Raw genomic sequence first — 16,313 nt, 5'->3', positions numbered from 1 at the left:
ATACATCTGATTGGATGTATCCGTTTTTAAATGAATCAATTATTGCTTATTTAATAATTCCAACATTGAAACGGTGATCACTTTCACCCCTACTGGCAATGCTTTCAAGTCCACCATAAATTCTGAACTATGCGGAACATATGGCATTTGTTTACCTTGTTTAATCGCATTGGCGAACACAACAGGATCTGCTACACCGACAAACATGAAATTAAATGGAACATCGTTGTGCTCACCTAATAAATGATGCACATCTTCTGAACCCATAAATGCGGGGTAGTCTGTTAATACTTTTTTATCCCCTAACAATGCTTTCAATGGCCCATTTAGGCGTGTTGAAAACTCTTTATTGTTCACTACAGGTGTGGTTGAACCTTTCAATGTAATCTGAGGAAGCTGCTCTTTGGGCATTCCTTGCATTTGAGCAACACCTTCACTCACTGCATGAATACGATTCACTATAGCCTCACGTGCTTTTGGATCAAACCAGCGAAGATTCATTTTGACCACAGCAGACGACGGAACGACGTTATTCACGCTACCCGCCTGAATTGAACCTACAGATAAAGCGGCTGGCTGTTGTGCACTTACTACATTGCCCACAATCCCTTGATATTGAGTAATCGCGTTGGTGGCCATATAGATTGGGTTGTTGCTGAGGTGAGGCATAGATCCATGCCCTGGGACGCCTTTGAATAAAACATCGACTTGATCTGTCCCCGCCATTCGTGGCCCCGGCGCATTGATCACCACGCCCACTGGTGCAGGAACAGTATGAACAGCAAAGAAGTAATCTGGTTTAGGCAGATTATATTTACGCCATAAGCCCTCTGTGACCATCGCTTTAGCGCCAGTCACTTCTTCCTCAGCAGGCTGTGCGACCAAAATAATTGTGCCACGCCACTCTTTTTTGAGTGCCACCATGGTTCTCGCCATACCGAGCATCCACGTCACATGTGCATCATGACCACACATATGGGCAACAGGCGTTTCTGTTCCATCCTTCAACTTGACCCGAACTTTACTGGCGTATGGCAAACCCGTCGCCTCTTCAACGGCATTGGCATCCATATCTGCGCGGTACATGATGGTTGGACCTTCTCCATTTTTGAGAACCCCGACCACGCCAGTCTCTGCAATACCTGTTTTGACATCAAAGCCCAATGATTTAAGCTCTTTGGCCACAATGGCTGCTGTCCGCGTTTCCATAAAAGCCAATTCAGGATGTTGATGAATATCTTTATAGACTTTACTAAGCCAATCTGTTTGCCCATCAATCAGTGAGACAGCTTTGACTGAGACAGCAGGTAAACTATGTGGTGCGTTCGCGGTACTTTGAGCGTTCACCACGCCGCTCAAGGCAAGTGCGGAAAACCCAACCAACTGACATAAATGTTTGGCTATACTCTTCATGAAATTATTCCTTTATTACATATACCGTTAAGCTCGATTCACAACGTTATTGACGCTTTGTTGTAACTCTCTCTTTTCTAGTTTATTCAACAACATGCCAAATAAAGCAGCCATGATATACATGAATATTGAGTAGATTGCGGCAGGCATCGCAGCCATTGAACTTGCCATCACAGTAAGTGCAATTGTTAATGCTAATGTCCCGTTGTGAATACCGATTTCAAAGGCACAAGCCTTGGCTTGAAAGCGGTTAATACCAAATAAACGCGGTACAAAATAACCCACTGCTAAACTACAAATACAGAAAACAAAGGTTGCGCCACCGACTTGTCCGATGTAAGTCATCAGCTTTTGATAATCTTTAGCGATCGCTAAGGTGACAATAAACAGTAAAAATACGATTGCAAAAATACGCACAGGTTTATGCAGTTTCTCTGAGAAGTTTGGCGCAAGATGACGGATAAACATCCCAATAATGACAGGCACTAAGATCAATGCAAACACTTGAACAATCTTGGAAAATTGTAAGCCCACCTCTTGGGAACTGGTCATGAAATGTTGCAATGAAAAGTTTACAATCAACGGCAATGTAAAGGCAGCAATGATTGAATTCACCGCAGTCAACGTCACATTGAGTGCCACATCGCCTTTAAATAAATAGCTATACAAGTTTGCTGTAGGGCCACCAGGTGATGCAGCAAGCAACATGAGCCCCACAGAAATCATCGGTGGTAAAACAAATATTTTACAGATCATAAATGCGATACCCACCAAAACAATCAATTGGCAGAATAAAGCAATAAATACAGCCTTCGGGTGCTGACGAACGCGTTTAAAATCATTCGGTGTAAGTTCTAACCCAAGACCAACCATCACAATGGCAAGTGCCATCGGCAAAAATACGGTAATTAATACTGAATCCATGAGCGAAATTCCATTCATTAAAATAATAGTTAAGGCATTTTATTTAAAATTTATAGCCAATCTTGAGGCCATACCCAATCGAATGATTGTCCTTAAATTCTGAAACATAGTAATCACTGCCCGCCTGTGCACCGAGCTGACCTTTGGCATCTCCTAACCAAAAATACTTCATTCCACCAGAAATAAAATACTGTGGGGTTGGGCTGTATTGCGCACCTAGCCCGATGTTGTAATATCCCTTAGACGGCCCACCTGTTGAGACTTTCTCGCCAGCCCCAGAATCCCACCCCACGGAAGCCGAACCAAACAATTTCGGAGACAAGCGCTGTCCAATGCCGAGATTTCCAGACCATTGATCTTCAAAGTAATGCACGAGACCAAAACCTTCAGGGCTGCTTGGGGTTGCCAACACACCAATCGCTTTAGAAATCTCTCCAAAACGATAAGGTTGGTACTTAAAACCACTCCAATGTACCCAACGGACATTACCAAATAACAAAGTTCCAGGTCGCAAACCTGTTTGGAAATCAAAATTGACTGAATCTGGGGATCTGAACTTAGTTGTGCCTGAGTTTTTAGTTTCAGGCAAATCATCAAAAGCTTCATTCAATTGTGCTTTTTTCTCTTGCGTCATCATTCCCATCGATATCAAATGATCTAAATGTTGATCAACAAAATCCCGTCCTTGGGTTGTATTTAACATATCAATGATGGGCGCATTCTCAGTTGCATTGACTTTATGAACAATCGCAGAACGATAGGTTAAAGAAGTTTTGATGGCTTTTTCTGGAATTTGATAGGCGAAACCAGCAAGCCAGCCCCAATCACCAATGATATCGGTATGCGCGTCATAACCGTTATAAAGACTATATACATCGCCCCTTAACTCAACACGACTTTTAAAGGTTTGGTAAGTTGGGCCAGCATAAAAATTCCAGTTCTTATTCGGTTGATAACCAAAGATCAGACTTAAATTTTGCATATTAAATCTGGCATTAGAGTTACCCGTTGGAATCTTGCCCCCCGTTGCTTCAGCAAATTTGGTGGTGGTCATGCCCGGTATCACATTATCATTCGCTGACGCAACAAAACTATTTTTCCCTGAATATGCAGTATCAGAACCAAAGGGCTGGTCATACAGTAAACCAAAGGAAAATTCTGGAGAAAGCTGTAATTTTAATGCAGTAGATGGTCGATAATCCGTATTTGCAATATCAGACATTGAAGCACGAGCTTTGTTTAAACCAGCTTCCTGACCTTGCAGGGATGCATCCGATATCGTTAAGCCAGCCTCATAATAATTGCCCGGTTGAAGAAATGGGGCAATCGATTGTCCTGTTCTATCAAAAGCTGCGGCATGAAGTGAGCCTGAACACAGTAAAGCGATGGCGGTCGCCAGTGCTTTCTTTTTCGTCATATGATTCATTGATCCGTCCTGGACTTTTCTTTTCATCTGTTACTTTATTTATATTTATATTTATGCGCTTAACTCCAAACGCCAAATACTTGTCTGCTGATGCCAATCTCCTTTTCAATCCATCAACATATAACAAACATCAAGATCGAGCGAAATAAACAGAAGATAAATAACAAAATTGCATAGCAACCGACTGAAAAAAGCCAACCACGCATCTGCTGCTTTGGTTGGCTTAGAATGAATTTGAATTATTTATTTTTATAAAAAAGATAGTAGCTCGCATAACACGCAGTAATAAATAAGATACAGCAGACAAAACCCACTTGCATCGAAGGATCAGTCACCATACTGATACAAGTAATAGTACAAAATACACCGCCTAAAATTGGTGTCAATGGGAATAAAGGCGCTGCAAACTTGAGATCTTTTACTGTATGACCTGATTTGATCCATTGGCGACGGAAATTAAACTGGCTAATACAAATCGTAATCCACACCACCACCATGGTAAATGCTGCGACACCCAACAGATTCTTAAAAATCGTTTCAGGCGCGAAATGTTCTGATAATAGTCCCGGAATTGCGCCAAACATCGTCACCACGATCGCAACAATCGGAGTTCCTGAAGCAGTCAAGGTAGAAAATACTTTCGGCAACTGTTTTTTGATTGAAAGTGACCACATCATTCGAGAAGCTGCAAACAACCCTGAGTTGGCCGCTGAAAGTAATGCAGTAATGATCACAAAACGAATAATATCTTCTGCGTATGGAATCCCAATATAATTAAACACCGTCACGAATGGGCTATTGCTGATGCCACTTGAATTGAGCCCTGCCATTTCATAAGGAAGTAATGCGCAAATCACCACGATGGTACCCACAAAGAAAATAAGTAAGCGCCAAATGGCGGCATTAATTGCTTTAGGTACGGTTTTAGATGGGTTTTCTGCTTCACCCGCTGCAACCCCGATCAATTCGGTGCCAGAAAAGGCGAAGTTCACAATCAGCATGGTCGCAAAAATTGGAAAGATCCCTTGTGGAAACCAGCCGTGCTCAGTGAGTTTGCTAAATAGTGGTGCAGATTCATGTCCTTGATAAGGGATGAATCCAAAAATAGTGACTAAACCCAAACCGATAAAACAGATAATCGCCAGCACTTTGACCAGCGACAACCAAAACTCAGATTCAGCAAAAAGCCGTGTTGAACTAATATTCAGTGTAAAGACTAAACCCGCAAATAAAAGCGTCCATGTCCACATGGACACCGAAGGAAACCATTCCTGCATCAACAATGCAGCTGCCGTAAACTCTGTGCCGAGTGTCGCGGTCCATGTCAACCAATATAACCACGTCACCATATAGCCAGTACCGGGTCCAATATAGGTTGTTGCATATTCCCCAAAAGAACCTGAAACAGGCATATGTACCGCTAACTCACCTAGGCATAGCATCACCATGTATGCAATCATCCCACCAAGTAAGTAAGCTAAAATAGCGCCTACTGGACCTGCCTGAGAAATAACATCTCCCGAACCCAAAAATAATCCTGTACCAATCGCACCACCCAATGAAAGCATGACTAAATGACGCTTGGTCATGGCACGTTTTAAGGGCTGACCGACCACTATTTCTGATGAAGAAATATTTGATGGGTTGGATGTGTCTTGCTGGGGCACATACTGCCCCCCCAAAACATCTCCCGATAGAAATGTCTTTTCATTATTGTTACTCATACACGATCACTCCAACGATATTCTTATGACAACCTGTCCTTGCTGTTTCAATTTCTTACACTTATATCCAACGGATATTATCTTTCTGCTTTTTTCTTACTGATCGTGCATTTTTAAACTCCATGTATGCTCATTCCTTAACAACATCTAAGCGATGTCTAAGCGTTCAACCCTATTCAATTTCTTTTAAAATTAGCCCTGCTCTCAATCCAATTTTCACATTTGGATTTGGAAATAAAATCCACACCTGTTGGTCATCAACCACCGTATTTCCAGCGTGTTGAGTTGCAATCAATTCGCCTTTCTCAAAACGAGAAAAATTCGGCGCATCTGCATTTAACTTGAGTTGGAAGTCTTCACTTTGCTTTAAAATCGAATCCACCACTTTAAATTGGCGGATGCTTGGCTTCTGCCGCACAGGCAATGCCTGGCCTGACAGCACCGCACGTAATACCTGATCAATAGCAGCAAATTCTGATAACTCATTTTGACCGAAGGGTTTTGCCTTGCCTAACTCCAAAGTGCTACTGGCTGCCTGAAAAGTTTCAGCGGTGAAGTGAGTAAAGGTTTTACCTGCTGCATTGTGATAGACCAAAGCATCAAGGTCAGCAGCATTGAGACTTTGAATCAAGAAATCATCGTAAGCTTGAACTTGATAGGGAAATAAAGCGAAAACTGGCAATAAAGAACTACGAATTGCAGTATGCAAATCATAGTGATAACGCGCAGCATCTGGGTGACTTTGAGCAAAAAACTGCGCCGTCATCTGCTCTAATTGTGCTGCTCGATACGTTTCTCGATCTGGTGTGAGATGCTGATAAGCCCCACAAAACATCCGATTCATATCATTTTCAAGATAACGAACACCTTGGCGAATCGCTTCAGGATTGCCCAATACAAACAGCACCCGAGCCCCTAAAGTGAGGCGTTGGGTAAATAGGTCTTTGATGATGTTTGCGAGCAACTCGATCGGTGCAGTTTCATTACCATGAATCCCAGCAGACAACACCATAGTCTTGCTATAGCTTGATTTTGGTGTGCATTGCAAAAGCCCTTCAGCAAGCCACTGCCATGTAAAGTCTGCTGTCTCACCCTGAGTTTGCTCAGGTGTTTGTTGTTCTAAGGTCAGTGTCAATAAATCAAGCATGTACCTTTATCCTTAAAAGTCATTCCACAGACGATTTCCACATCCTATCTTTGAAAGTGATAAACCGAACCTAATGCTAATATTTTGGTCAATTCATCTAGCGCGGTACGGCTCTCGATCAATAAACTTGGGTCTGCTAAATCATCCTGAGTCAACTCATCACGATAATGCTGATCAACCCACTGATTCAGAGTTTTAAACAAAGCATCATTCATAAATAAGTTCGGATTCACGGCAGCAAGCTCAGCTTCATTGACCGCGACACGCAATCTTAAACACGCAGGTCCACCGCCATTGCGCATACTTTCACGCAAATCAAAAACTTTAAGATCATCAATCGGCGTACCCATCTGAATCATGTCATTCAAATAGCTCCACACTGCTTTGTTCTGGCGCGACTCCTCTGGCACAACGATACTCATTCCACCATCTGCACGCGTCAAAATTTGACTATTGAACAAGTAAGTCGCGACAGCATCCTCAACCGTGACACGATTTTCAGGTACTTCAATCGAAATGAACTCTTGCTCAATCCCTGCCATTTTTTGACGAATTGCATTCAATGCTTCGGCTTGATTTAAAAAAGCCTGTTCATGATGAAATAGCACCTGTTGATTACTTACGGCAATGACATCGTTATGAAACACGCCTTTATCAATCACCTCAGGATTTTGCTGAATGAATACCGTGCGTTTTGCATCTAGACGATGTAAACGCGCGATTGCTTCACTGGCTTCACGAGTTTGACGAGCAGGGAATTTTTGTGGTGCAACCACACCGCCGAATTGTTGCTGCCCATACACAAAAACTTGCACACCCTTTTGGTCATACCCACCACCCAAACGATTATGATTGGCCGCACCCTCATCGCCAAACAAAGCTGCTTCTGGCAATGCTTCATGATGCGTGAAATATACATCATTATTGAACATCGCTTGAAGGATACGTGTGGTCGTATGATGCTCAATTGATCGATGGAACTTATTATTTAAATTAGCGGCGGTAAAATGTACACGTCCATCAGCGCTATCCGCAGATGGAGAAACCGTACACGCATTTGCGGTCCACATCGACGATGCAGAGCTCAAGGATGACAATAACGCAGGTGCAGTGCGCATCGCCTGTGTAATAACCTCAATATCGCTACCAGTAAAACCGAGACGGCGTAAAGTGGGTACATGTGGACGTTCTTGTGGCGCAAACACACCTTGCTTAAGCCCTAAATCTGCAAGGGCTTTCATTTTCATTAAGCCTTGCTTGGCAGCTAATTTAGGGTTTGAGGCATTATTACGGTTTTTGGTCGATGCAACATTACCAAAGGATAAGCCTGCATAGTGGTGAGTTGGCCCAACTAAACCATCAAAATTGATTTCATAACCTGACATTTTTTTCTCCATATCGTCACGGCACGATTTAACTTAGAGCACAATGCCCGGTGATAATTTTGAAGGAAGTGTGACGCTGTCACTTTCCATTGATGCCATTGGCCACGCGCTATAATCAGCGGCATAGAATGCACTGGCACGATGGTTTCCAGATGCACCAACACCACCAAAAGGTGCTGCACTTGATGCGCCGGTTAGTGGTTTATTCCAGTTCACGATACCTGCACGTGCTTCAATCAATACACGCTCAAATAAGTGACGTTGTGGCGAGACCAAACCCACAGCCAAACCAAATCGAGTGTTATTGGCAATGTTTAAAGCCTCATCAAAATCGTGATATCGATAAATCGTGGTGAGCGGACCAAAGTATTCATCATCAGGGATGTCTGCAACATCGCTGACCTCTAAAATACCTGCTGTCAGTAATGAGTTATCGGCTTGTGGACGTGTCATTTCCAAGAGTGGTTTTGCACCTAGAGCCATCAATTTGCTTTGCGCTGCTAACATTTGTTCAGCGGCATGAGCAGAAATCACACCGCCCATAAACGGTTGCGGTTCAGCATTCCATGCACCCACCACCAAGTTTTTCGCCACTTCGACAAAACGCTGAATAAAGGCATCACCATTGGCACCTTGCTTGACGATGATACGTCTAGCACAAGTACAGCGTTGACCCGCGGAGACAAATGCAGACTGAATCGCTAAATTCACCACTGCATCAATATCACTTGCTTCATCAATAATGAGGGCATTATTGCCCCCCATTTCAAGCGCAAGAATTTTTTCAGGTGTACCCGCCATTTGTTTATGTAGGTGATAGCCAGTGTTGGCACTGCCTGTAAACAGCAAACCGTCAATTTGCTCAGCAGCAGCTAAGGCTTCGCCAGTGTGACGTCCGCCTTGTACAACATTAAGTACACCTTTTGGTAGACCCGCCTGTTGCCATAATTTTGCGGTTTCTTCTGCTGTCCAAGGTGTAAGTTCACTTGGTTTAAACACCACTGTATTCCCAGCAATCAATGCAGGAACGATATGACCATTCGGCAAGTGTCCCGGGAAGTTATATGGACCAAATACTGCCAAAACGCCATGCGGACGATGGCGCAATGAAGCAACACCATCAGGCATTTCTGTTTCGCTAAAACCTGTCCGTTGATGATAGGCACGAATTGAAATCGCCACTTTGCCAATCATCGCCTGAACTTCGGTCAAGGTTTCCCAAAATGGTTTACTGGTTTCTTGGCTAATCACTTCTGCCAATTGATTTTTATTTTGCTCAAGTAAAGCTGCAAAACGTTCAACAACAGCAATACGTTGTTCTAATGCCAAACGTGCCCATGCTGGAAATGCTTGGCGTGCAGCATCACATGCTTGCTCAACATCCGCAGCGCTGGCTTCGTGCCCTGCCCAGATTTTTTGATTGGTAACAGGATCTGTTTTGCTCAAAGTGCTACCGTGTCCTTGTACCCAAGCGCCATCAATGAGTAATGCACCTTGTGTCATTTTTGATTCTCCATATTTTCTAATGCTAAAACGCGCACTTGATCTTGTTGTTGCACATTGAGTGCCTGCGCCTGTTCTGCGCTCATCAACAAAATATCGTCATCAGATACATGGTTATTGATGAGCAAAACGCGGTAATCGGTATATTGGTCATTTGCAACCAAGTAATAAATCTCTGCCGTCTCTATCTGTTCGGCAATTTTGACCGTCAACACACGGCTATGTTTAACAGCGCGTAAATCGGCAATATTGGCTTCTAGCGTTGGACCTGCGTCAAAAATATCAACATAACCCTGATATCTAAGCCCTTCCGACATGAGTACTTTGGCGGCAGGTAGCGTATGTGGATGAACTTCGGCAATCACTGTTCGTGCCTCTTGCGGAAGTAAATCAACATAGACAGGGAATCTTGGCATCAATTCAGCAATGAAAACCTTTTGCCCAATACCGCTTAAATAATCCGCAGTGGCAAAATCCATATTAAAAAAGTGATAGCCCAATGCATTCCAAAATGGTGAATAACCGTTTTGATCTGAGAAACCACGCATTTCAGCAATCAATCTTTCTTCAAAATACGACCGAAACGCCGCAATAAATAAGAAACGAACCTTAGATAAAAATTTTCCGTTTTGATTTTTACGATAATCAGGATCAAGGAACAGAGTGCAAAGCTCACTGCAACCGGTATGATCATTACTTAAAAATAAAGTCTCTAAAGTTTTATACACATTTAAAGTTTTAGAGGCATGTACCTGTTTAGCAACACGAAAATTATAGAAAGGTTCATTTAACCCCACTGCAACCTCAATCGCGCTGACACCCACAATTTTTTTCAGGCTGCTATCTTCAAGCACAAACAAATAACTCGCATCGCCCTTTGGAGATATGCCCTCTAAAGTATGCGTGGTACGGGTAATTCGCTCAGCCAAAATTTCTTTATTTTGTGGCAAGGAAGTCAAGCCAATGCCTGACTCCCCAGCTCGTTGCGCCAAACGATAAATATCATCTAAGTCCCGATGCGCTGCATGTCTAACAATCATCATGGTTAGATGCTCACTAAAGATTTAGAGGCGTGCTAAAGCACGAGCAAAACGATTTAGACCTTCATCAATATCTTCTTTTGGAATAATCAGTGAAGGGGTAAAACGCACCACGTCAGCACCCGCAACCAAGGCTAAAAGACCTTCTTCACCTGCTAAAGTGACGATATTTTTGGCTTTGCCAGCATATTCATCTTTGAGTACACAACCAATCAGTAAGCCCTGCCCACGAATTTCTTTAAATAGATTAAATTCAGCATTGATTTTATTTAAAGCATCGACAAAATACTGATGACGCTGTTTAACCCCGTCTAAAACCTCAGGTGTATTGATAAATCCAAATACCGCTGCGGCCACCGCAGATGCCAATGGATTGCCACCATAAGTTGTGCCGTGATCACCCACCGCAAACATGTTGGCGTATTTATCCGTGGTGATCATGGCACCTATAGGGAAACCACCACCGAGTGCTTTTGCTGTAGTCAAAATATCTGGTGTAACACCTGTATTCATATAGGCGTAGAGCGAACCTGTACGACCGACACCTGTTTGTACTTCATCAAAAATCAGCACTGCGCCTTTTTCATCACACAGCGCACGTAAACCTTTTAAGAACTCAAGATCAGCAGGAACAACCCCACCCTCACCTTGGATCGGTTCAACAATCACCGCGCAAGTATCTTCAGTGATCACCGCTTTTGCAGCCTCTAAATCATTGAACGCGGTATGTTCAATACCTTCTGGTAGTGGCGCAAAATCTTGAGAGTATTTCGGTTGACCGCCAGCAGTCACGGTAAACAAAGTACGACCATGAAAGGCATTTTTGAATGCAACGATATGATTCTTTTTCGGGTTGCCGCTTAATAGACCGACTTTACGCGCCAGTTTTAACGCAGCTTCATTGGCTTCTGCACCAGAATTACAGAAAAATACTTTGTCAGCAAAAGTACTATCGACCAATTGCTTTGCAAGACCCAATACAGGCTCATTGGTATAACCATTACCAATATGCCAAAGCTTTTGCGCTTGTTCTGTCAGCGCATTGACCGCAACTGGATGGGCATGACCTAGCGCATTGACTGCAATTCCACCTGCAAAATCAATATATTCTTTTTCATTTTGATCCCACAGACGAGAGCCTTCACCACGCACTAAAATGAAATTTGCTGGCGCAAAAACGGGAACCATCCAATCATTAAAATTGCTACGTGTAATCGCGACATTGCTCATTTTATTTACTCACTTCCTGTTTGATCGTCGGGCTGTTTAAATATTTAACAGCCCAGTTTTAAACTGATGTACAAGGGTCTATGAATGTCAACAGACCCAAAACTTAACCAGGGAAAATACCGCGTTCTTTACGCGCTTTTAAAATACGTTCGCACGCCAAGATATACGCCGCGGTACGCAGGCTACATGCTTTATGCTGGGCAATTTCCCAAACATCTGCCGTCGCTTGAATCATTAATTTGTCGAGACGTTCATTGATCTCATCTTCTGTCCAGAAGTAACTCGCCATATCTTGAACCCATTCAAAATAACTGACGGTCACACCACCAGCGTTACAAATTACATCTGGGACAACAACGATATTTCGATCAATAAAGACATCATCTGCCTCTGGATAAGTTGGACCATTTGCACCTTCAAGTACGATTTTGGCCTTTAACTTTTGTGCACGTTCCACGGTAATCTGACCTTCTAATGCCGCAGGAATCAGAATATCCATATCGACATCCCAGAACGCTTCATCTGCAATCACTGTGGCATCGGCATAACCCATCACGCCACCCTGTTCTGTAACATGGTTTTGCAATGCTTTTACGTTTAAACCTTCAGCATTAAAAATGGTGCCTGTATGGTCTTGTACACAAACCACTTTTGCACCTGCATGACTAAACAAATATGCGGCTTCGTTACCTACATTACCAAAACCCTGAACCGCAACTTTACTGCCTTCGACAACCAGATTGATTTTTTTGGCGACTTCTAAGCCAGTAACAAATACTCCACGACCTGTTGCACGAACACGTCCTAACGAACCACCTAAATATACAGGTTTACCTGTTACTACGCCGGTTACAGTATGACCTTTGATACTTGAGTAGGTATCCATCATCCAACCCATAATATCGGCATTTGTACCCACATCTGGTGCAGGAATATCAATTTGAGGACCGATAATTGGGCTGATTTCGCTGGTAAAACGACGGGTTAAACGCTCTAATTCACGTGGTGAAAGTTCTTTAGGATTGACACGGATACCACCTTTGGCGCCACCAAATGGCAGATTGAGTACGGCAGTTTTAATGGTCATCCAAGCAGATAATGCCATGACTTCATTCAATTCAACATCATGATGATAGCGGATACCACCTTTACCCGGACCACGCGACAAGTTGTGCTGTACGCGGTATCCTTCAAAATGACGGATACTTCCATCATCCATCACAATCGGAACATCCACGATTAAAGTACGTTTTGGGCGTTTCAGCGTATTCACAAAATTACTGAGGTCTGCATCTAAATATGGTGTCACTCGATCAATTTGAGTGAGATAAGTTTGCCAAGCACCGCTATTTTGATCCGTATATGATAAAGACATCATCTGTTCCTTAATTAATCAATTATCCCTGTTATCTACAGATTCCCTTTTTATTTAGGGTCTCCTTTTCACCCCATCCTCCCTGATCCACATTCAGCTTCATAAAATTGAGTGAAATGTTTGGGGCTTCGTATAATCATTATTATTAAGAATCAAAATGATTCATAAAATTTGTTTTTATGACTAAAATGAATTATTTTTTAGCAATCTGCTCATAGTAAATAGCAAAATGAACAATATTGATCATATTCTCTTAGGATTACTGAAAGACAATGCACGGATGTCGATTACAGATTTGGCTGCCAAGACACGCGTATCCAGAGCAACGGTGCAGAAGCGTATTGAATACATGGAATCGACTGGTGTTATTACTGGATATACGGTGCGTTTCCGCCCAAATGCAGAAAAGAATATCATTCGAGCATGGATGAGCATTATGGTTGAAGGAACCAAAGCGCAGGCCGTCATTCGAGAATTACGCTTAGAATCTGCGGTGGAGCGCCTGCATACCACCAATGGGAAATGGGATATTTTGGTGGAATTACAATCAGATAGTTTAGAGAATTTTGATAAGGCCCTAGAAAGGATTCGAAATATTTCAGGGATTTATAATAGTGAAACCAGTATTTTGCTATCGACTTATAAAATTTAGGTGTTATCTAAATCAGATAAGATATTTACGCTCCACAAAACGATGATAGCAGTGCAAGTAAAGTATATTTTTTATACGGACTCACGCGCTAAATAATTTATAAAAAAAAAGCCTTAAACAAAAGTTATTTAAGGCTTTTTAATATACGTACGAGAGAGGTATGAAATACAACTAAGCACGAATAATCATATTGGTGGCAGTGGCATGGGCATACAATTTCCCGTCTTCATCACGAAGATAACCTTCAGAAATCACTAAGTTTTTTCCAACATTGATGACCTTACCTTCAGCAATTAACTTTTTATTAAAGGGCATAGGACGACACATTTTAATGGCTAAATCGGTTGTTCCGTATCCCTCACCTGCCGCAAGTACAGTATGTGTTGCACAGCCTGTTACAGAGTCCAAAACTGTCGCTGCGAAACCGCCATGCACGCCGCCTAGAGGATTGGTATGACGCTCATCTGCAACCGCAATAAATACGATACGACCATATTCAACCTCTCCGACACCTTCCATCCCCATTGTTTTCGCAATACCTGGAGCTGGTACTAAGCCTTGCTGAAATGCTTGCATGAGTTCTAAACCAGTCATATTTGATGGATTCATACCTGTTACCTATCTGATGAAAAAACTAAAAATATTTTTTAATGAATAAAGGTCGATTGTTCTGGAGACAAACCAATTTTTATTTTGGTTTGCGCCACGATTTCAGATTCATCCGTATCATTTGGATGAAAGTTAAAACGATAATAAGAGAAAAACTGCGGTACTAACTTTCGATATGCTTGTACCGTAAACCCAGCAAATTTTACCCAAGATTTCAGATTCAACATTTGTTTATCTCTAGACATCAACATTACTTGATAAACATTTGACATCAGGGTGATCAAAGCAATGCTAAACGTAAAAATCGCAACTCTAGGAATATACGCAGACAGTCCTTGACCATACAAATATTGATACATATCGTAAGCAACAGCTTTATGTTCTGTCTCCTCAACACTATGCCATAACCAAAGGTTACGAATGGTTTCATCTGTCATTAATTCATTGACGTTTTTCATCATTTCCACCACCAGTACTGCAGTGTAATGTTCTAGCCCGACTGTAACTAATAAATTCCATTTTTTTGGGAACGTTTTTTCAATCGCTTTGAGCATAGTGCCCGTGATCTTTTCTAATGATTCAGGGTCTAAACCATATTGTTGAGCACTAAGGTGAAATGCGTGGTGCTCTTTGGAATGCATAGCTTCTTGACCGATAAAAGCACCAATATCACGGTCTAATTGCTCATTCTCTTTTATCTGTCCACGCAAAGCACGAACTGATCGTACAAAGTAGGATTCGCCCTCAGGAAATAACGTGGATAAGCCTGTGAAGTAATGAGTAAAAGTAGGCTCATTATTACACCAATACTTTGGCATATCTGCAAACTCATAATCCATACGGCGTACAGGAAATGATGCAGGTGTTTTTTGCTTTGTTTTTTCTTTCAACACGGATACAGACATGACTCACCTCAAAAAGTTTATCTCAAAATAGCAAGTTCCAAAAAAGAACTTATATAATCAAAATAACGATGCTAAGATATATTGTCAATAAAGCTGATGTCTTAATGGCTCAAGTTGTCCTAAAATGACAGTCTTGTTCCTGTAAAGATAAATAGATGGGGTATTCAATGAAATGGCATGAACTCGGTGAAATGAACTGCCCAATTGCAAGGACGTTGTCTATCTTTGGGGATCGTTGGACCTTACTTATTATTCGTAATGCCTTTATGAAAACTCGACGTTTTGATGACTTTCAAAAGCAGTTGGGTATCACTCGTCATTTGTTAACTGAACGGATTAATCGTTTGGTAGATAACAATATTTTTGAAAAAGTGCTCTATCATGAAGCACCAAAACGGTATGAATATAGACTGACAGAAAAAGGACTGGCACTTTACCCAATCCTTGTCACCATGAGTGGTTGGGGAAATCTTTGGCAAAATGAAAATAAAGAATTCCCAGAACTTCGCTATCTACATAAAAGCTGTGGCAATGTCACCAAGCCCACGCTTACATGTGACTGCTGCGGTGAGGAACTCGATGCTAGACAAATGTCCCCTGTGTATATACCAGAAGAAATGAAGAAGATTAATGTATAAGCACTACAATAAAATCATAAAAATTGCGTTGGGCATAAAAAAAGCCACATCTGAGGAATGTGGCGAAGGGTTTTTCATACTGATACTGCTTTAACCTATGCATAGACTAATTGGCTAAGCTTAAATGAATCTGAATTGTTGCGGATTTAAAGTAACTTTTTTGATGGGTTAGATTTGCTCTGTTGACCAACTACAATAAATTGAAATCATCGATACCGCTGTCTTAAGTAAAATTTTCCCAATTTTTTACCCAAAGATGGGAAACGAGCCCCCCCCTATTTGGTTAAGTAAGAAAATGTGGCAATAAAAAAGCCACTTATGATAAGTGGCTTTTTTATATAG

At 42.0% G+C, this 16,313-nt stretch carries 14 protein-coding genes; 2 read left to right on the top strand and 12 right to left on the bottom strand.

Annotated elements, in window-relative coordinates:
• Positions 1-39: 39 nt before the first annotated feature.
• From EXE30_RS06420 to EXE30_RS06375, 10 genes are all read right to left on the bottom strand, one after another.
• Positions 40-1,413 carry an amidohydrolase gene (locus EXE30_RS06420; protein ID WP_130161689.1) on the bottom strand — a complete coding sequence of 458 codons (1,374 nt, stop codon included), beginning with the start codon at positions 1,411-1,413 and terminating at the stop codon, positions 40-42.
• Between the two features lie 27 nt (positions 1,414-1,440).
• Positions 1,441-2,337 carry a bile acid:sodium symporter family protein gene (locus EXE30_RS06415; protein WP_121929463.1) on the bottom strand — a complete coding sequence of 299 codons (897 nt, stop codon included), beginning with the start codon at positions 2,335-2,337 and terminating at the stop codon, positions 1,441-1,443.
• Between the two features lie 43 nt (positions 2,338-2,380).
• Positions 2,381-3,763, bottom strand: coding sequence for a long-chain fatty acid transporter (locus EXE30_RS06410; RefSeq protein WP_121929462.1), 1,383 nt, complete (start codon positions 3,761-3,763; stop codon positions 2,381-2,383).
• 239 nt (positions 3,764-4,002) lie between these two features.
• Positions 4,003-5,487, bottom strand: coding sequence for an amino acid permease (locus tag EXE30_RS06405; protein ID WP_130161688.1), 1,485 nt, complete (start codon positions 5,485-5,487; stop codon positions 4,003-4,005).
• 172 nt (positions 5,488-5,659) lie between these two features.
• Entirely contained in the window at positions 5,660-6,634 is a 975-nt protein-coding gene (gene astE, locus EXE30_RS06400; RefSeq protein ID WP_130161687.1) for a succinylglutamate desuccinylase, read from the bottom strand.
• 44 nt (positions 6,635-6,678) lie between these two features.
• Positions 6,679-8,019, bottom strand: a complete 1,341-nt coding sequence (astB, locus tag EXE30_RS06395; RefSeq protein ID WP_004670277.1) for an N-succinylarginine dihydrolase — start codon at positions 8,017-8,019, stop codon at positions 6,679-6,681.
• A gap of 33 nt (positions 8,020-8,052) precedes the next feature.
• Positions 8,053-9,522, bottom strand: a complete 1,470-nt coding sequence (gene astD / locus EXE30_RS06390) for a succinylglutamate-semialdehyde dehydrogenase (protein WP_130161686.1) — start codon at positions 9,520-9,522, stop codon at positions 8,053-8,055.
• Complete coding sequence (gene astA, locus EXE30_RS06385; protein ID WP_121929457.1) at positions 9,519-10,565, bottom strand: arginine N-succinyltransferase; 1,047 nt, start codon at positions 10,563-10,565, stop codon at positions 9,519-9,521. The genes astD and astA overlap by 4 nt, the downstream gene beginning before the upstream one ends.
• A gap of 21 nt (positions 10,566-10,586) precedes the next feature.
• Positions 10,587-11,792, bottom strand: coding sequence for an aspartate aminotransferase family protein (locus EXE30_RS06380; RefSeq protein ID WP_121929456.1), 1,206 nt, complete (start codon positions 11,790-11,792; stop codon positions 10,587-10,589).
• Between the two features lie 103 nt (positions 11,793-11,895).
• Positions 11,896-13,170 carry a Glu/Leu/Phe/Val family dehydrogenase gene (locus EXE30_RS06375; protein ID WP_165382380.1) on the bottom strand — a complete coding sequence of 425 codons (1,275 nt, stop codon included), beginning with the start codon at positions 13,168-13,170 and terminating at the stop codon, positions 11,896-11,898.
• Between the two features lie 226 nt (positions 13,171-13,396).
• Here EXE30_RS06375 and EXE30_RS06370 point away from each other — a divergent pair, with 226 nt between their 5' ends.
• Positions 13,397-13,819 (top strand): Lrp/AsnC family transcriptional regulator, encoded by a 423-nt coding sequence (locus EXE30_RS06370; protein WP_004670267.1) that lies wholly within the window; start codon positions 13,397-13,399, stop codon positions 13,817-13,819.
• A gap of 171 nt (positions 13,820-13,990) precedes the next feature.
• Here the strand turns inward: EXE30_RS06370 and EXE30_RS06365 are convergent, their stop codons facing one another.
• Both EXE30_RS06365 and EXE30_RS06360 read right to left on the bottom strand, forming a co-directional pair.
• A complete protein-coding gene (locus EXE30_RS06365; protein WP_121929451.1) occupies positions 13,991-14,428 on the bottom strand; it encodes a PaaI family thioesterase in 438 nt (145 codons plus the stop codon).
• A 38-nt stretch (positions 14,429-14,466) separates the two neighbouring features.
• Positions 14,467-15,333, bottom strand: a complete 867-nt coding sequence (locus EXE30_RS06360) for a metal-dependent hydrolase (RefSeq protein ID WP_130161684.1) — start codon at positions 15,331-15,333, stop codon at positions 14,467-14,469.
• 167 nt (positions 15,334-15,500) lie between these two features.
• Between EXE30_RS06360 and EXE30_RS06355 the strand changes: the two genes are divergently transcribed.
• On the top strand, positions 15,501-15,971 hold the full coding sequence (locus tag EXE30_RS06355) for a winged helix-turn-helix transcriptional regulator (RefSeq protein WP_130161683.1): 471 nt from the start codon (positions 15,501-15,503) through the stop codon (positions 15,969-15,971).
• Positions 15,972-16,313 lie beyond the last annotated feature (342 nt).

It is taken from the genome of Acinetobacter halotolerans, from assembly GCF_004208515.1.
Classification (GTDB): Bacteria; Pseudomonadota; Gammaproteobacteria; order Pseudomonadales; family Moraxellaceae; genus Acinetobacter; species Acinetobacter halotolerans.
Note: the sequence above shows the minus strand (reverse complement) of the source record. Positions and strands in the feature narration are given on the sequence as shown.